The sequence below is a fragment of the Streptomyces seoulensis genome (assembly GCF_022846655.1).
Taxonomy (GTDB): domain Bacteria; phylum Actinomycetota; class Actinomycetes; order Streptomycetales; family Streptomycetaceae; genus Streptomyces.
In genome coordinates this window covers 3,419,606-3,436,742 of sequence record NZ_AP025667.1, presented here as the reverse complement: position 1 = coordinate 3,436,742, position 17,137 = coordinate 3,419,606, and the positions used below count along the sequence as shown (strand labels likewise).

The following is a 17,137-nucleotide window of genomic DNA, read 5'->3' as shown; positions in this document are numbered from 1 at the left end:
GCTACGGGCAAACCGGACAGCGGGTGACGCCCACTGGGCCGCGTGGGCTACTCCTCGGTCGGCAGCCAGTTGCCGTGCAGACCCAGCGGGACCCGCACCGGGATGCGCACCCGGGCCACAGGGCCGCTCTCCGGTTCCTCGGCGGGGAACACCAGGAGACGCGCGCTGCCGTCCGTGCGGTCGGTGGCGAAGGCCAGCCAGTGGCCCCGGTCCTCGCCCGCGTGGCCCGGCGAGGGCGCGAACGCCGGTTCGCCCACCGACAGGTCACCGCCGTACCAGGCGCGGGACGGGGCGCCGGGCGCGGCGGTGTCGTACCAGCGCAGCGCGTCGAACTCGACCGGCAGCAGACCGGGGGAGCACTCGCTGTCCCAGGCCACGGCGACCCGGCCGTGCCGGGCGCCGATCCGGCGGTCGTCGATGCGCGGGAACTCCACCCGGGCGTCGTCCAGCGTCGTACGCCGCATCCGGCCCGTCGTCGGGTCCAGCACCGCCCGGACCAGGGTGCTGCGGTTCGGCCCGCCGTCGGAGTCGCCGAGGGACAGTCGTGACCACTGCACGTACTCCAGCACCACCGTGCCGTCGGCCTCGTCGTGGGCGTTGACGGTGTGCCAGAGCCAGAAGGCGTCGTCCGACACCTCCCGCACCGGCGATCCGTCGCGGGGGATCAGCAGTACGCGGGTGCCCGCCTCCGGGCGCCAGTCGATCAGCGAGCCGCCGCTCATCGCCGCCGAGAGGTCGAAGAAGACGGGGGCGAGGACCAGTACCAGGAAGCGGCCGGTGAGGGCCATGTCGTGGATCATCATCGGCTCGTCGACCCCGGTGACGGGCACCGGACCCCGGGTCACCGTCCCGTCCGGGGCGATCAGCGACCAGGTCAGGTAGGGCGGCTCCATCGCGTAGCAGAACACCGCCATCTCCCCGGTGACCGGATCGGTCTTCGGGTGCGCGGTGATCCCGGCGGGCATGGCGCCGCCGAACGTCTCCCGGCCGGCCGTCTCCAGCTCCGGGGTCATCCGGAACGGGCAGCCGGCCTCGGCCAGCGCGAGCAGCCTGCCCGCGTGCCGGACCACGTTGATGTCGGGCAGGTCCCGGAAGGTGTGGGCCAGTGCGGGGCCCACCTCCCGCTCGTCCGGGGTGATCATCGACTCGATGCCGCCCCACAGCGCCCGTCCCGCCCGCTCCTCGGCGAGAACGGCGGGGGTGCGCACGAAGCGGTTGCGGTAGCGGGCCCGGCCGCCCTCGATCCACACGCCGTGCAGCATGCCGTCGCCGTCGATCGGATACAGGAAGGAGCCGATGGGGGTGAAGCGCGGATTGGGGCCGTTGCGCAGGTAGACGCCGTCGAGTTCCTCAGGAAGCTCGCCCTCCACCACCAGGGAGACCTCGTCCACCTCCTCGGCGACGGGTGCGAACGGCCCGGACAGGGCGGCCACACGCGCCGGATCGAAACGCCCGGTGGCGGAAGCGGTCATGGGACCTCCCCGGCGGAGGGAAACGAGCCGTCCCACCATCGTCACCCGCCCGGACCACCTCCGCATCCGAACTCCGGACCGGATACCGAACGCACGCCCGCGTCGAGAAGCCGGTAATGCCCCGCCATGAGCGGAATCCGCCTGGTAGGGGTGAGGAAACGTTCCGATGGTCCTACATGACGCCCGGAACATGGACGAACATACGGTCCCATGGACATTTTGCTGGTCGCCAGCGCGTTCAACAGCCTCTCCCAACGCGCCTACGCCGAACTCTCGGACGCCGGCCACCGGGTGGACGTCGTACTCGCCACGCACGGTCCCGACCCCGTCCGCGCCGCCGCACGCGAGCTGCGTCCCGAGCTGATCGTCGCGCCCATGCTGAAGACGGCGCTGCCCGAGGACCTCTGGCGTGAGTACACCTGCCTGATCGTGCACCCCGGCCCGCCGGGGGACCGGGGCCCCTCCTCGTTGGACTGGGCCGTCGCCGAGGAGGCCGGCCACTGGGGCGTCACCGTCCTGCAGGCCGAGGCGGGCATGGACGCGGGCCCGGTCTGGGCCGACGAGCCCTTCCCCGTGCCGGCCACCGGCAAGAGCGACCTGTACCGCAACGAAGCGGCCGACGCCGCCATGACCGCCCTGCACCGCGCCGTGCGCCGGTACGCCGAGGGCGACCACAAACCCCGCCCGCAGACCGGCGACTGGCCCTCCGTCGTCTGGCGCGACCACTTCCGCCAGGAGCGGCGCCGCATCGACTGGGAGCGCGACGACACCCCGACCGTGCTGCGCAAACTGCGCGGCGCCGACTCCCAGCCGGGCGTCCTCGACGAACTCCATGGCCGCGAGGTCTTCCTGCACGGCGGCCACCTCGAGGACCACCTGCGCGGCCGCCCCGGCGACCTCCTCGCCACCCGCGCCGGAGCCGTCTGCCGCGCCACCCGCGACGGCGCCGTGTGGATCCCCGAGCTGCGCCCCCGCAGGAACTCCGGCGACCCGGCCCCCTTCCGCCGCCCCGCCGCCACCGTCCTCGCCTCCTGGAGGGCCCCGCACACCACGGCGCCGCCCGAGATCCCGGCCCCGCTCGACCTCCCCGAAGGCCGCCGCACCTACGCCGACATCCGCTACCGGGAACACGGCACCACCGGCTTCGTCAGCTTCTCCTTCCCCGGCGGCGCGATGAGCACCGACCAGTGCCGCAGACTCCTCGCCGCCTACCAGTACGCCCTCGCCCGCCCCACCTCCGTGCTCGTCCTCGGCGGCGCCCGCGACTTCTTCTCCAACGGCATCCACCTCAACGTCATCGAGGGCGCCCCCGACCCCGGCGAGGAGTCCTGGCGCAACCTCGTCGCCATGGACGACGTGGTCGAGGCCGTACTGCGCACCACCGACCGGCTGGTGGTGGCGGCGCTCGCGGGCAACGCGGCCGCCGGAGGCGCCATGCTCGCCCTCGCCGCCGACGAGGTGTGGTGCCGCACCGGCGCCGTGCTCAACCCGCACTACCGGCGCATGGGCCTGTACGGCTCCGAGTTCTGGACGTACTCGCTGCCCCGCCGCACCGGCCCCGAGACCGCGCGCCGCCTGACCGCCGAGGCGCTGCCGGTCAGCGCCGCCCGAGGGGTCCGGCTCGGCCTGGTGGACCGTCTCGTCCCGGCCGCGCCGGGGGAGTTCGCGGGGACCGTCGAGGCCATGGCCGCCGAACTCGCCGCCGCCCCCGGTCTCGCCGACCGGATCGCCGCCAAGGCCGCCGCCCGCCGCGCCGACGAAGCGCTACGGCCACTCGCCGACCACCGGCGCGACGAGCTCGCCCGCATGCACGCCGTCTTCTGCGACCCCACCGCGCCCTACCACGCCCTGCGCTCGGCGTTCGTCCGCAAGATCCCCTCGGACGTCACGCGCCCCCTGCACCCCGGAGACGGACGATGACCCCCCAGACCCCAGAACCCCTGCTCGTCGCCGGGGTCGGCAACATCTTCCTCGGCGACGACGCCTTCGGCCCCGAGGTGATCCGCGCCCTCGACCGACGCCCCCTGCCGTCCGGCGCGCACGTGCGGGACTTCGGCATCCGGGGCATGGACCTCGCCTACGCCCTGCTCGGCGGCTGCGCCACCGCCGTCCTCGTCGACGCCGCACCCCGAGGACAGCGCCCCGGCACGCTGTCCCTGGTCGAGGCCGAACCGCCGGACGACACCGTGGTTCCCGAGGCCCACGGCATGGACCCCCAGAAGGTGCTCGCCCTCGCCACCCACCTGGGCGACGAACCCCTGCCCCGCGTCCTCGTCCTGGCCTGCGAGCCCGCCGTGCTGCCCAGCGCCGACGAGGACATCGCCCCCGGACTCAGCGAACCCGTGCGCGAGGCCGTCGAGCGTGCCGTCGACGCGCTGCACACGCTCGTCCCCGTACTGCTGGCCGATCCGGCCGCATCCGCGCCCCCGTTGGGCCGCCCGATGGAATCAGGGCCCCCGCACGCGGCTGCGCTGCCCGGCCTCGGGGCGGGCGGAGCCGAAGATCGGTGAGATCCCTGGGCCGTGCCCGGCACGGCCCAGGGCCTGCCCGATCTTCCCGAGGAGCTGTGCCCATGTGCCGGTCCGACGTCAAGCAGGCCGTCCTGGCCAAGAACGACGATCTCGCCGCCCGTCTGCGTGAGGACCTCACCGAACGGGGTGTCACGGTGGTCAACCTCCTGTCCAGCCCCGGCAGCGGCAAGACCGAACTCCTCGGCCGCGTCCTGGCCCGCGCCGTCCAGCGCGGTGTCCCCGTCGCCGCGCTCACCGCCGACCTCGCCACCGAGAACGACGCCCAGCGCCTCGCCCGCTCCGGTGCCCCCGTCCAGCAGCTCCTCACCGACGGACTGTGCCACCTGGAGGCCGGCCAGGTCCGCGACCGCCTCGACGGCTGGCTCCCCGCCGACACCGAGGTGCTGTTCGTGGAGAACGTCGGCAACCTCGTCTGCCCGGCCTCCTACGACCTCGGCGAGACCCTCAGGATCTCCCTGATGGCCGTCACCGAGGGCGAGGACAAACCGCTGAAGTACCCCACCGCCTTCGGCTCCGCCCACCTGGTCGCCATCACCAAGACCGACCTCGCCCAGGCCGCCGCCTTCGACGAGGCCGCCTTCCGGGCCAACGTCCAGCGGGTCAACCCCGGCGTGGAGACCGTACGGACCTGCGCCCGCAGCGGCGACGGCGTCGACGCCCTGCTGGAGCGCGCCCTCGCCGTCCGCCACGCACCCCCCGCCCACCGCCCGCCGCTCGCACCCGGCCCGCACGGCCACGACCACGCCGGGCACTCCCACGACCACCACCCGGCCGCCGCCCCGCGCTCATGACGGCCCCCGCGACGGGCCGGGTGCGCCGCCGCCTCACCGTGCGGGGCACGGTGCAAGGGGTCGGGTTCCGGCCCCACGCGCACCGGCTCGCCGCCGGCCTCGCCCTCACCGGCTTCGTCGGCAACACCGCCGACGGCGTCCTCATCGAGATCGAGGGCCCCCTTGCCGAGGTGGAGCGGTTCTGCGAGCTGCTCGCCGAACGCCCGCCCCCGCTCGCCTCGGTCACCGGCATCGCCCACGAGGACCTGGTGCCCACCGGCACCACCGGCGCGTTCACCATCCAGGCCACCGGACACAGCACGGGCCGCACCCAGTTGCCGCCCGACACCGCTGCGTGCGCCGACTGCCTGCGCGAACTCGCCGACCCCGCCGACCGCCGCCACCGGCACCCCTTCGTCACCTGCACCCACTGCGGCCCCCGCTTCACCATCGCCACCGCGATGCCCTACGACCGCGCGGCCACCACCATGGCCCGCTTCCCGCTGTGCCCCGCCTGTGCCCGCGAGTACGGCGACCCGCTCGACCGGCGCTTCCACGCCCAGCCCGTCGCCTGCCCCGACTGCGGCCCCGGCCTGAGCCTCGTCCCCGCCGCAGGCACCGGCATCCGCCCGGCCCGCGACGCCGACGCCCTCAGCACCGCGCGGGCCCTGCTCGGCCAGGGCCGGATCGTCGCGGTCAAGGGCCTCGGCGGCTACCACCTGGCCTGCGACGCCACCGACCCACGCGCCGTCGCCACCCTGCGCGCCCGCAAGGAACGCGGCGGCAAGGCGTTCGCCGTGATGTGCGCCGACCTCGCCACCGCCGAACGAGTCGCCGTCCTCGGCGCCGCCGAACGCGCCGCCCTCACCGGGCCCGAGCGCCCCATCGTCCTGCTGCGCGCTCGTCCCCCCGGCGACGGCCCCCGCCTCGCCGACGAGATCGCGCCGGGCAGCCCCCACATCGGCGTCATGCTGCCCTACACCCCCGTGCACACCCTGCTGTTCGGCCTCCCCGGCGACGCTCCGGGACCCCGCGCGCTCGTCATGACCAGCGGCAACCGCTCCGGCGAGCCCATCGTCACCGACGACGCCGAAGCGCTGATCCGGCTCGCCGGACTCGCCGACGCCTGGCTCACCCACGACCGGACCATCGCCGCTCCCTGCGACGACTCCCTGCTCCGGGTCCGCCCCGACGGCACCGTCCAACTCCTGCGCCGCTCCCGCGGACACGTACCCCGCCCGCTGACCCTCCCGGTGCCGGTCAGGCCGGCGCTCGCGGTGGGCGGCGACCTGAAGAACGCGCTCTGCCTCGGCGAGGACGACCAGGCGTGGTTCGGCCCGCACATCGGGGACATGGGCGACCTCGCCACCCTGGACGCCGCCCGCCGCGTCGAGACCCACCTCACCGGCCTCACCGGCGTCACCCCGGTCCTGATCGCCGCCGACCGGCACCCCGGCTACCACTCCACGGCACACGCCCGCCGCCGCGCCGCCGAGACCGGGCTGCCCGAACCGGAGCGGGTCCAGCACCATCACGCGCACATCGCCGCCGCCATGGCCGAACACGGTCTCGACGGCACCACCCCCGTCATCGGCGTCGCCTTCGACGGCACCGGATACGGCGACGACGGCACCGTGTGGGGCGGCGAGATCCTGCTCGCCGACTACACCGGCCACCGGCGCTTCGCCCACCTCGTCCCCGCCCCGCTGCCCGGCGGGGACGCGGGCGTCGCCAACCCCTGCCGGCAGGCACTGGCCCGGCTCTGGGCGGCCGGGCTCGACTGGACACCGGACCTGCCCAGCGTCGCGGCCTGCACCGAGACCGAACTCTCGGTGCTGCACGGCCAGTTGACCCATCAGATCGCCTGCGTGCCCACCAGCAGCATGGGCCGCCTCTTCGACGCCGTCTCCTCCCTCACCGGAGCCTGCCACCGCGCGGGCCACGAGGCCGAGGCCGCGCTCGCCCTGGAGGCGCTGGCACTCGAAGCGCGCGACGCGGACAGCGGGGCGTACGCCTTCGGTTTCCCGCCCGGTCCGCGGGTCGACCCCGCGCCGGTGCTGCGGGCCCTCCTCGCCGACCAGCGCCGGGGCGTGCCCGCGCCCGTCCTCGCCGCCCGCTTCCACCGGGGCGTCGCCGGGGCGGTCGCCGAACTGTGCCGCCGCGCCCGCGAGGCCACCGGGCTCGGCACCGTGGCCCTCACCGGCGGTGTCTTCGCCAACGCCCTGCTGGAGGAGGACAGCACCACCCGGCTCACGGCCGACGGCTTCACCGTCCTGCGCCACGGCCAGGTGCCCCCCAACGACGGCGGCCTGGCCCTCGGCCAGCTCATGGTCGCCGCCCGCGCGCCTCGGCCTGCCCGAGCCCGCTGATCCGCCGACCCGGCCATCAGCGCACCCCAGACGAGACGGAGTGACCCATGTGTCTTGCAGTGCCCGGCAAGGTCGTGGCCATCGACGACGGCGCCGACCCGCTCACCGGGCTCGTCGACTTCGGCGGAGTACAGAAACAGGCGTGCCTGGAATACCTGCCCGACGTCAAGGTGGGGGAGTACGTCATCGTCCACGTCGGCTTCGCCCTGCAGAGGCTCGACGAGGAGTCGGCCCGCGCCTCGCTGGAGCTGTTCGAGCAACTGGGTCTGCTGGAAGAGGAGTTCGGCGACGCCTGGGCGCAGGCCGAGCGACAGGGAAGCGGAGTCGAGAACCGGTGAAGTACATCGACGAGTTCAACGACCCCGGCCTGGCGCGCCGCCTGCTCGACGAGATCCGCGCCACCGTCACCCGGCCCTGGGCGCTGATGGAGGTGTGCGGCGGCCAGACCCACTCCATCATCCGGCACGGCATCGACCAGCTCCTGCCCGACGAGGTCGAGCTGATCCACGGCCCCGGCTGTCCGGTGTGCGTCACGCCGCTCGACGTCATCGACAAGGCGCTCGTGGTCGCCGCCCGCCCCGAGGTGATCTTCTGCTCCTTCGGCGACATGCTGCGGGTGCCCGGCACCGACCGCGACCTCTTCCGGGTCAAGGGCGAGGGCGGCGACGTACGCGTGGTGTACTCCCCGCTCGACGCGCTCGAACTGGCGCGCAGGCACCCCGAGAAGCAGGTGGTGTTCTTCGCCATCGGCTTCGAGACCACCGCCCCCGCCAACGCCATGGCCGTCCACCAGGCCCGCCGGCTCGGCCTGGACAACTTCAGCCTGCTGGTCAGCCATGTCCGGGTGCCCCCGGCGATCGAGGCCATCATGACCGCCCCCGAGTGCCGGGTGCAGGGATTCCTCGCCGCCGGTCACGTGTGCAGCGTGATGGGCACCGCCGAGTACCCGGAGCTGGCCGAGCGCTTCCGGGTGCCGATGGTGGTCACCGGCTTCGAACCGCTGGACATCCTGGAGGGCATCCGCCGCGCCGTGCACCAACTGGAGCGCGGTGAGCACCGGGTGGAGAACGCCTACCCGCGTGCCGTCCGCGAGGAGGGCAACCCCGCCGCCCTGCGCATGCTGGAGGACGTCTTCGAGGTGGTCGACCGCAACTGGCGCGGCATCGGCCGCATCCCGGGCAGCGGCTGGCGCCTGTCGGAGGCGTACCGCGCCTACGACGCCGAGCACCGCTTCGACGTCACCGGCATCCGCACCGAGGAGCCCGCCGTCTGCCGGGCCGGAGAGGTGCTCCAGGGCCTGATCAAGCCCACCGGGTGCGAGGCGTTCGGCAACGCCTGCACCCCGCGCACCCCGCTCGGCGCCACCATGGTCTCCAGCGAGGGAGCCTGCGCCGCCTACTACCTGTACCGCCGCATGGAAGGCGGTCCGACGCCGAGCGGATCGCGCGTTCCGGGTAAGGAGATGAACCCCGTTGGCTGACCTCACCGAGGCCCCCGTCGACCCGGCCGGCTGGACCTGCCCCGCCCCCCTGCGCGACCAGGGCGTGGTCGTCATGGGCCACGGCGGAGGCGGCGCCCTCTCCGCCGAGCTGATCGACCAGGTCTTCGCACCCGCCTACGGCAACCCCACCCTGGCCGCGCTCGCCGACTCCGCCGTACTCGAACTCGGGGGCGCCCGGCTGGCGTTCTCCACCGACTCCTACGTGGTGCGCCCGCTGTTCTTCCCCGGCGGCTGCCTCGGCGACCTCGCCGTCAACGGCACCGTGAACGACCTGGCGATGAGCGGCGCCCGCCCGGCCCACCTCTCCACCGCGTTCGTGCTGGAGGAGGGCGTCGAACTCGCCGTCGTCGAACGGATCGCCCGCGCCCTCGGCGCCGCCGCCCGCGCCGCCGACGTCACCGTCGTCACCGGCGACACCAAGGTGGTCGAGTCCGGCCACGGCGACGGCGTGTACGTCACCACCGCGGGCGTCGGCCTCGTGCCCGACGGCGTCGACATCCGCCCCCAGCGCGCCCGGCCCGGTGACGCCGTCATCGTCAGCGGACCGATCGGGCTGCACGGCGTCGCGGTGATGAGCGTGCGGGAGGGGCTGGAGTTCGGCGTCGAGATCGCCTCCGACACCGCCCCGCTCGCCGGACTCGTCGCAGGCATGCTCGCCGTCACCAAGGACGTGCACGTCCTGCGAGACCCCACCAGGGGCGGGCTCGGCGCCTCCCTGAACGAGATCGCCCGCGCCTCCGGCACCGGGGTCCGGATCACCGAACGGGCCGTGCCGGTGCCGGACGAGGTGGCCAACGCCTGCGGCTTCCTCGGCCTGGACCCGTTCTACGTCGCCAACGAGGGCAGGCTCGTCGCCTTCGTCCCCCGCGAGCACGCCGACGCCGTACTCGCCGCGATGCGCGCCCACCCGCAGGGCTCCGGAGCCGCGCTGATCGGGGAGTGCGTGGCAGAGCACCCCGGCATGGTCACCGTCGCCACCGGACTGGGCGGCACCCGCGTGCTCGACCTGCCGCTCGGGGAGCAGTTGCCGCGCATCTGCTGACCCCGGACACGCGCGAACGGCCCCGTCCGGCCAAGGGCGGGGCCGTTTCGGTGCGTTCGGGGATCAGGGCACCGACTCCACGGCGGTGATCTCCAACTCCCGTCCGCTGCGCAGATCCTGTGACGGCTGGTCACAGACAGGGCACCAGAAGAACGGCGGCATGCCCACCGCGAACTCCTCGGCGCACCCGCCGCACCAGGCCACCGCCGTCACCTGCTCCACCACCAGGTCGGCCGAGGCGAGCGAGGTGCCGTCACGTGCCACCTCGAAGGCGAAGGACAGCGCGTCCGGCACCACACCCGCCAGCTCACCGACCCGCACGGTCACCGAGGAGACGTCCCCGCCGCCGTCCGCGCGGGCGATCTCCCCGGCCTGCTCCACGATCGCGGTAGCGATCGACAGCTCGTGCACCTGTGCCTCACGGGTGCCGGCGGGCCGTGCGCAGGCCCCCGGTCATCCGGTAGATCTTGATCTCCCGGATCATGCCGGGGACCTCCTTCACGAGCAGCAGCACTGTCAGACCGGCCAGCACGGCGGCCTGGGCGACGAGCACCCGCCGCCCCGTCCACACGGTCCGCTCCGCCTCTCGCACGGCTCTCTCGACCTTCATGGCGCTCACTTTCCTGCCCTCTCAGGCCGGCGGGATGTTCGGCATGACGTCCAGGATGGCGTCGTGCCGTTTACTGCGGATACCCGTGGAGCGGCTCGCGTCGGCGGTGCCGTCCTCGTGGTGCCCGGTCTGCTCCTGGTAGGGGCCCTGGTTGCCCTCGTGCAGGCCCGGCACGTGCGTCGGCGTGTCCGGCTTCACCTGGGGACGGCCCACTCTGATCCTGCCCATGATCGTCTCCTCTCGGGGCTTCACGAACGCTCGGTGAGCTCCGCGAAGAACTGTTCGACGACCGGCCACACCCGGCCGCCGCCGGACAGCCCCCGCCACTCCGTGCGGACCAGGGCGATCATCCGGAAGCAGTCGTCGACCGGTACGATCCAGTGCTCCTTCTGGCCGCGTACCGTGTTGATCAGCAGCGCCTCCACGTCGGGTACCACGGAGGCGAGCTGCGGACACGTGGCGGCCAGTCCGTGCCAGGCGTCCGCGTCCACCTCCCACCGCATGGCCCCGGCCGGGCTCGGCCCCTGCGCGGTGACGGTGCCGTCGGTGCGCGGCACGAAGAACACCAGACCCACCGGCACGCCCAGCGCGGCCGTGTCGACCGGTGCGAGCCGCACCCGGCGCCGCGGCACCGGCCGGTAGCGGCCACCGCCCGCCCCCTGCTCTGAGAACAGCACCGAGCAGGGACCGCAGACACAGCGGACCGCGTCGGCCGCCGCCTCGAACAGATGCGGATGCTCCTCGGCCACCGGCGCGGCACACAGCTCGCAGACCTCCGGCCGCCCGGCCCCGGCCAGGGCCGGGCCGGAGCGGATCAGCCGGGCCAGCGCCCCGCTCACCGGGCCTCCTGCGGCCGCTCCGCGCCCCGCCGGGTGGTGAGCGTGGCGAGCGGCACGAAGGCGGGCGGCTTCGCCCGCTCGGCCGTGACGGCCTCCACCGCCCGTAGCTCCGGCGCGGCGGCCAGCACGGTCGCCCGCACCACCTCGGTCACGTCCCCGCCACCCGCACCGCACCCGGAGCCGCAGCCACCGCCGCCCGGGTCGACCCGGACACGGGCCACGTCACCCTCGACGCCCAGCCACTCCAGGTCCCCGCCGCGCTCGCGCACGGCAGGCCGCAACCGCTCCACCGCACGCTCGGCGCGCCGCTGCGGCGGGTCGGGGTGCAGGGAGTGCAGCACCAGCAGATGCGCCAGCAGTTCGTCGCCGGTCACCCGGTCCAGCAGGGCGGCGTCGGCGCCGTCCAGCATCCGGGCCAGCGCCTCGCCGTACACCTCGGTCAGCAGGCCCACCGACTCCAGCGCCTCGGCCGACTCGCCGCCGGACTCCAGCCGCTCCAGCAGCTCGTCCAGCCGGGCCAGGCGGGCCTCGACGGCCGGGTCGGCGATCCGGGCGCCGTCAGCCATGGTTCGCGCCGTAGGTGGGGGAGTGCACGACGTTCAGCGTCTTGCCCTTGCCCATGTACATGTGGACACCGCACGGCAGACAGGGGTCGAAGCTGCGCACGGTGCGCATGATGTCGACGCCCTTGAAGTCGTCCGGACCGTTCTCCTCGAAGATCGGCTGCCCCTGGACGGCGTCCTCGTACGGGCCGGGGGTGCCGTAGATGTCGCGGGGGCTGGCGTTCCACGGGGTCGGCGGGTACGGGTGGTAGTTGGCGATCTTCTTGTCCTTGATCACCAGGTGGTGCGAGAGGACCCCGCGCACGGCTTCGTGGAAGCCGCAGCCGATCGCCTCGTCCGGGACCTCGAAGTCCTGGAACACCTTGGTCTCGCCCGCCCGCAGCAGCTCCATGGACTCCTCCAGGAACTGGAGCGCCATCGCGGCCGCGTAGGCCACGAAGTAGGGCCGGGCGCGGCCGCGCTCGATGGTGTTGCTCCACTGCGGGATGCGCCACTCCAGCGTGGTCTCCGGCAGCGACTCGCCCTTGGGGAGCTGGATACGGACGCTTCCTCCGCCCGACGAGACGTACCGGGTGTCGACCAGGCCGCTCAGCGCGGTCGACCACAGCCGCGCCAGCGGGCCGCCGCCGGTGTCCAGCGCGAGGTGCTTGTCCGTCTCCTTGTGGTACCAGCGCGGGCTCATCACCCAGCTGTAGTTCCCGTCGAACTCCCGCTTCTGCGGCACCGGGACGGTGGTCTGGTTCCACGGGTGGCGCATGTCGACCGGGTTGCCCAGCGGGTCGTGCGTGACGAAAGGCTGCTCGTTGACCCAGTCGTCGTAGAAGGAGCTGCCGAGCATGATGCGGATGCCCAGGTTGATGTCGACCAGGTCGTTGGTGACCAGCTTCCCGTCGACGATCACTCCCGGCGTCACGTACATGGCCTTGCCCCACTCGTTCATGGTGGCGTAGCGGTAGTCGGCTACGGCCGGGTCCTGCCAGGCGCCCCAGCAGCCCAGCAGGATGCGGCGCCGGCCGACCTCCTCGTAGCCCGGCAGGGCCTCGTAGAAGAAGTCGAAGATGTCGTCGGCCATCGCCACCGACTTCTTGACGAAGTCGATGATGTGCATCAGCCGGCTGAGGTAGTCGGTGAAGATGCCGGGCTGCGGCATGGTGCCGACACCGCCGGGATACAGCGTCGAGGGGTGGACGTGGCGGCCCTCCATGAGACAGAACATCTCGCGGGTGACCCGGCTGATCTTCAGCGCCTCCTTGTAGACCTCGCCCTCGAACGGGTTGTACGACCGCATGATGTCGGCGATGGTCCGGTAGCCGTGGATGTCGCCGCGCGGCGACGCGGTGCGCTCGGCGCGGGCCAGGACACCGGGGTTGGTGGCCTTGACCATCGCCTCGCAGTAGTCCACGAACAGCAGGTTGTCCTGGTAGATCGTGTGGTCGAACATGTACTCGGCGGCCTCGCCGAGGTTGGTGATGTGCTCGGCCATCGGCGGGGGCTTGATCCCGTACGCCATCTGCTGGGCGTAGTTGGAGCACGTGGTGTGGTTGTCCCCGCAGATACCGCAGATGCGCGAGGTGATGAAGCCCGCGTCACGCGGGTCCTTGCCCTTCATGAAGACCGAGTAGCCGCGGAACAGCGACGAGGTGCTGTGGCACTCCGTCACTTCCCGGTTGGCGAAGTCGATCTTCGTGTAGATGCCCAGGTTGCCGATGATCCGGGTGACCGGGTCCCACGACATGTCCACGATCTGGGCGGGTTTGCGTCCCGTGGGCCGGGATTCGGTGGTCGTCATCTGCGGTACTGCCCCTCACTGTCGGGGTGGTGCGGGCGGGGGTGGGCGCGCGTCGCGGCCGGGTCGGCGTCAGGGACGCCAGTACGGGTCGTAACCGCTGGTCAGCTTGTTCTTCCGGTGCCGCCACTTGGGCTCGTGGTTGACCATCTCGTTGGTCACGCCGCGCAGTCGGCGGATGATGGCGCCGTACGGCTTGATGACCATGGAGGACAGGGTGCCGCCGGGGGGCTCGTCCATGAACGGCATGAACGCGTCCGGGAAGCCGGGCATGGTGCACCCGATGCAGATGCCGCCGACGTTCGGGCAGCCGCCGATCCCGGCCATCCACCCGCGCTTGGGCACGTTGCAGTTGACGACCGGTCCCCAGCAGCCGGTCTTCACCATGCACTTGGGGGAGTTGTAGTCGAGGCCGAAGTCGGCCTGCTCGTAGTACGAGCCCCGGTCGCAGCCCTCGTGGACGGTCTTGCCGAACAGCCACTGCGGCCGCAGCATGTGGTCCAGCGGGGGCGGCGGCGCGTCACCGGCGGCGTGCTGGAGCACCCAGACCAGGGTCTCCATGAAGTTCTCGGGCTGGATCGGGCAGCCGGGCACGTTGACGATGGGCAGCCCGGCCGTGGACCTGTAGTCCCAGCCCAGGTAGTCGCCCAGGCCCATCGAGCCGGTCGGGTTGCCGGCCATGCCGTGGATGCCGCCGTAGGTGGCGCAGGTGCCGGCCGCGACCACCGCCCACGCCTTCGGGGCGAGCTGGTCGATCCACCAGTTGATCGTCTGCGGCTGCCCCGTCGCGGGGTCGTTGCCGAACGACGTCCAGAAGCCGTCGCCCTCGATGATGTCCTGGTTGGGCACCGAGCCCTCGATGACGAGGATGAACGGGGTGTCCAGCTCGCCGCGCGCCGCCTGCCGGTAGGGGGTGAGGAAGTCCTCGCCGCCCAGGCTCGGCGACAGCACCTTGTTGACCAGGTTGACCTTGGGCAGTCCGGGGATCAGACCGAGGACCACGTCCTCGATGGAGGGCTGCATGGCGGCCGTGAGGGAGACGGTGTCGCCGTCGCAGCTCATCCCCTCCGAGATCCACAGGATGGTGATCTCGTCTATGCCCTCGTGCTCCTCGGATCGTTCGATGCGCTCACGGGCCGCGGTGGTGTGGCTCTCGCTGGTCATGTCGCCTGCCTTCGCTGCGGTCGGTCGGCCGCTGGGGAGTGGGTGTCGCCGTCAGGGGCGTCCGGGGCCGGGGTCCGGCGGGGCTCAGGGGCGCGGTGCGGTGCCGCTGCCGAGGGGCTCGAGTTCGTCGGGCCGGAAGTAGTGGAAACGGCCGTACCAGCCGTGCAGTTCGGCCGCCGGATCGTCCTCGACGGTCACCGCCAGATGCACGCTGCCGTCCACGTCGTGGAAGACCCCGGCCACCTCGGCCGTACGCCCCACCAGGAACATGTCCTGGGCGTCCGCCCCGCGCAGCCGCGGGTTCAGCCGCACCCGGCTGCCGGTGCCGAGCGCGACACCGTCCACCAGCACGGTGTCCGTCGTCGGGGACAGCCCGGCGTCGCCGCCCTCCTGCCACCAGGCGGGCCGCGCCTCGGGCGCTGCCGGCGCGGGCGCGGCCGGGGTCAGCGAGCGGATCGCCCCGTGCAGGTTGGCGAAGACCTCGGGCGGCATCGTGTCGACCCGGTCGAGGATGCGCGCGGCCCGCGGGTCGGTCGCCCGCGCCTCCGCCTTCTCCTCGTCGGTCAGCAGCATCGTGCGCAGCGTCAGGATCTCGTCGATCTCCGCCGCGTCGTGCAGATCGCCCGGACTCTCCGGAGCCACCTGCGGATGGTCGGGGAGGATGATCGGCGCGGAGAGCACCACGGGTCCGGTGGCACCGTCCCCGCCCTCCCCGGCCGGTCCGCCGAGCACGGGGAAGGTGAAGGCACTGCGGCAGCCGCGTGCCCGCTCCCGCAGCGCTGCGGGCGGGTCGGTCTGCGACACGAACTCCAGTCCCTCGCCGCCGAGCAGGGTGTGCGCGGCGAGCAGCGCCAGCCGCAGTGCCTCGGCGCGCGGGGAGCGGGCGTCCGGCGCCTCGCCCGCGTTCTCGGTGCGTACGCACAGCCGGTACAGGCCGTCCGCGAGCCGCTCGGCCGCCACCGTGGTGCGCGCCCGCACCTCTGCGCGACGGCGCACCACCCGCCCGGCGTCCAGCGGCTCGGTGTCGACGGCGGCGGGCGCGGTGACCTCGGCGGTGCGCGGGCCGCGCAGCAGCTCGTCCAGCGGCCAGGCCAGGTCCACCTCGTACGGCACCGCCTCGTCGAAGCTCAGGTGCGCCGTGCCGTCCTCGGCGTGGAGCGTCTCGACCGACCGGTGCCGCCCGTCCTCGCCCAGCGCCTCGACCTGCTTGCGCTGGAGCTGGAGGTAGCGCACCCGTACCCGCAGCACCGTGCCCGGTACGGGCGCCCGTACCAGGCACTCGGTGCGCTGGTACCAGGAGTCCGCCGAACCGGAGATCCCCTCGGTGACCGGGCCGTCCGCCTCCACCCAGTCACGCGGCAGCAGCACCCCGAACTGCCAGCGGACCCGGTTCTTCGCCGAGGAACGGCGGTAGGGGTAGAGCAGGTAGCCCTCGTACAGCACGGCGTCCGCGACGGCGCTCACCTGAGAGAACGGATCGCCGGATAGCCCCTCGGGGATGTCCCGGCCGGGCGCGACGACGCATGCCGCGCCGCCCTCGCCTCCCGTGTCAGCCATGCCGCCTCCTCGCCGTCGGTGCATGGAGCCATTTCTTCCACCACGGTCACACCGCTCACGGGGCCTCGCTCCTTAGGCGGACGCCGGTTGCGCCGGGCGGGTGACGTCCGGGGAGGGGGCGGCTAGTCGCCGGTGTCGCCCTGGCCGTCCCGGTCCTTGCCTCGCCGGGACCGGACCGCCTCCACCAGCAGCGGCAGCAGGGAGACCGCGACGACCACCGCGATCAGCGGCAGCAGGTAGTCGTCCACGTGGTCGACCGACGAGCCCAGCGCCCAGCCCGCCAGCACCAGGCTCTGGGACCACAGGATCCCGGCGATCGTCTGCCAGAGGGTGAAGGTCCGCACCGGCACGCCCAGCGCCCCGGCGGCCGGATGCAGCACGGACCGCAGCATCGGCACGAACCGGCCGATCACCAGCGCCTTGCGGTACCCGTACCGGGCCAGCAGCCGTTCCGCCCGCGCCGCGCCCTCCTTCACCCGGTGGCTGGAGGTGCGGGTGAGCAGCGCGCGGCCCCCGTGCCGCCCGATGAGGAATCCCACCTGGGCGCCCGCCACCGAGCCCACGGCCGCGCACAGCATCACCTGCCACAGCACCAGCCGGGGCGGCTGCCCGCCCTGCTGGGCCGCGCAGAGCACCCCGGCCGGGAACAGCAGCGTGTCCCCCGGCAGGAAGAAGCCGACGACCAGCAGCCCCGACTCGGCGAAGGTCACCGCCAGCACGCCCAGGGCGCCGAAGGCGGCCAGCAGCGACGCGCTGTCCGTAGGGTTGACGGCGTTCACCGCCCATCGCCTCCCGGCCCGCCGATCGGTCGTCCGACACCCAGTGTCACGTGAACCGGGCGCGCGCGCCCGCTCGTTCCGGCGTGCGCACCCTCTGTCCCCGCCCGGCCACCCGCCGTAGACTGGCCGACTGCGGGAGCGCGGGGCGGTTGAC

At 73.3% G+C, this 17,137-nt stretch carries 17 protein-coding genes; 7 read left to right on the top strand and 10 right to left on the bottom strand.

Annotated elements, in window-relative coordinates:
• Nucleotides 1–47: 47 nt before the first annotated feature.
• A complete protein-coding gene (locus HEK131_RS15910; RefSeq protein ID WP_244335806.1) occupies nucleotides 48–1,472 on the bottom strand; it encodes a carotenoid oxygenase family protein in 1,425 nt (474 codons plus the stop codon).
• A 210-nt stretch (nucleotides 1,473–1,682) separates the two neighbouring features.
• Between HEK131_RS15910 and HEK131_RS15905 the strand changes: the two genes are divergently transcribed.
• From HEK131_RS15905 to hypE, 7 genes are all read left to right on the top strand, one after another.
• A complete protein-coding gene (locus tag HEK131_RS15905) occupies nucleotides 1,683–3,392 on the top strand; it encodes a hydrogenase maturation protein (RefSeq protein WP_244335805.1) in 1,710 nt (569 codons plus the stop codon).
• On the top strand, nucleotides 3,389–3,982 hold the full coding sequence (locus HEK131_RS15900; RefSeq protein WP_217462322.1) for a hydrogenase maturation protease: 594 nt from the start codon (nucleotides 3,389–3,391) through the stop codon (nucleotides 3,980–3,982). The genes HEK131_RS15905 and HEK131_RS15900 overlap by 4 nt, the downstream gene beginning before the upstream one ends.
• A 62-nt stretch (nucleotides 3,983–4,044) precedes the next feature.
• Complete coding sequence (gene hypB, locus HEK131_RS15895) at nucleotides 4,045–4,794, top strand: hydrogenase nickel incorporation protein HypB (RefSeq protein ID WP_244335804.1); 750 nt, start codon at nucleotides 4,045–4,047, stop codon at nucleotides 4,792–4,794.
• Entirely contained in the window at nucleotides 4,791–7,142 is a 2,352-nt protein-coding gene (hypF, locus tag HEK131_RS15890; RefSeq protein WP_244335803.1) for a carbamoyltransferase HypF, read from the top strand. The genes hypB and hypF overlap by 4 nt, the downstream gene beginning before the upstream one ends.
• A 47-nt stretch (nucleotides 7,143–7,189) precedes the next feature.
• A complete protein-coding gene (locus tag HEK131_RS15885) occupies nucleotides 7,190–7,480 on the top strand; it encodes a HypC/HybG/HupF family hydrogenase formation chaperone (protein ID WP_217462325.1) in 291 nt (96 codons plus the stop codon).
• A complete protein-coding gene (hypD, locus tag HEK131_RS15880; protein WP_244335802.1) occupies nucleotides 7,477–8,622 on the top strand; it encodes a hydrogenase formation protein HypD in 1,146 nt (381 codons plus the stop codon). Before HEK131_RS15885 ends, hypD begins: the two co-directional genes overlap by 4 nt.
• The gene (gene hypE / locus HEK131_RS15875) at nucleotides 8,615–9,685 is read left to right on the top strand and encodes a hydrogenase expression/formation protein HypE (protein WP_217462327.1); all 1,071 of its coding nucleotides are present in this window, start codon (nucleotides 8,615–8,617) and stop codon (nucleotides 9,683–9,685) included. The genes hypD and hypE overlap by 8 nt, the downstream gene beginning before the upstream one ends.
• A 63-nt stretch (nucleotides 9,686–9,748) precedes the next feature.
• On the opposite strand, the gene hypA is transcribed toward hypE, so the two are convergent.
• From hypA to HEK131_RS15830, 9 genes are all read right to left on the bottom strand, one after another.
• Nucleotides 9,749–10,096, bottom strand: coding sequence for a hydrogenase maturation nickel metallochaperone HypA (hypA, locus tag HEK131_RS15870; protein ID WP_244335801.1), 348 nt, complete (start codon nucleotides 10,094–10,096; stop codon nucleotides 9,749–9,751).
• 7 nt (nucleotides 10,097–10,103) lie between these two features.
• Nucleotides 10,104–10,295: a hypothetical protein gene (locus HEK131_RS15865; RefSeq protein ID WP_217462329.1), complete on the bottom strand. Its 192-nt coding sequence runs from the start codon at nucleotides 10,293–10,295 to the stop codon at nucleotides 10,104–10,106.
• A 21-nt stretch (nucleotides 10,296–10,316) separates the two neighbouring features.
• Nucleotides 10,317–10,523 (bottom strand): hypothetical protein, encoded by a 207-nt coding sequence (locus HEK131_RS15860; RefSeq protein ID WP_161148790.1) that lies wholly within the window; start codon nucleotides 10,521–10,523, stop codon nucleotides 10,317–10,319.
• 20 nt (nucleotides 10,524–10,543) lie between these two features.
• On the bottom strand, nucleotides 10,544–11,134 hold the full coding sequence (locus HEK131_RS15855) for a DUF5947 family protein (RefSeq protein WP_244335800.1): 591 nt from the start codon (nucleotides 11,132–11,134) through the stop codon (nucleotides 10,544–10,546).
• Complete coding sequence (locus tag HEK131_RS15850) at nucleotides 11,131–11,700, bottom strand: NifU family protein (protein WP_244335799.1); 570 nt, start codon at nucleotides 11,698–11,700, stop codon at nucleotides 11,131–11,133. The genes HEK131_RS15855 and HEK131_RS15850 overlap by 4 nt, the downstream gene beginning before the upstream one ends.
• On the bottom strand, nucleotides 11,693–13,486 hold the full coding sequence (locus HEK131_RS15845) for a nickel-dependent hydrogenase large subunit (RefSeq protein WP_217462332.1): 1,794 nt from the start codon (nucleotides 13,484–13,486) through the stop codon (nucleotides 11,693–11,695). Before HEK131_RS15845 ends, HEK131_RS15850 begins: the two co-directional genes overlap by 8 nt.
• A gap of 69 nt (nucleotides 13,487–13,555) precedes the next feature.
• Nucleotides 13,556–14,647, bottom strand: coding sequence for a hydrogenase expression protein HypE (locus HEK131_RS15840; protein WP_217462333.1), 1,092 nt, complete (start codon nucleotides 14,645–14,647; stop codon nucleotides 13,556–13,558).
• Nucleotides 14,648–14,731: 84 nt separating this feature from the next.
• A complete protein-coding gene (locus tag HEK131_RS15835; RefSeq protein WP_244335798.1) occupies nucleotides 14,732–16,204 on the bottom strand; it encodes a hypothetical protein in 1,473 nt (490 codons plus the stop codon).
• Between the two features lie 122 nt (nucleotides 16,205–16,326).
• Entirely contained in the window at nucleotides 16,327–16,983 is a 657-nt protein-coding gene (locus HEK131_RS15830) for a DedA family protein (RefSeq protein WP_217462335.1), read from the bottom strand.
• Between the last annotated feature and the right edge of the window lie 154 nt (nucleotides 16,984–17,137).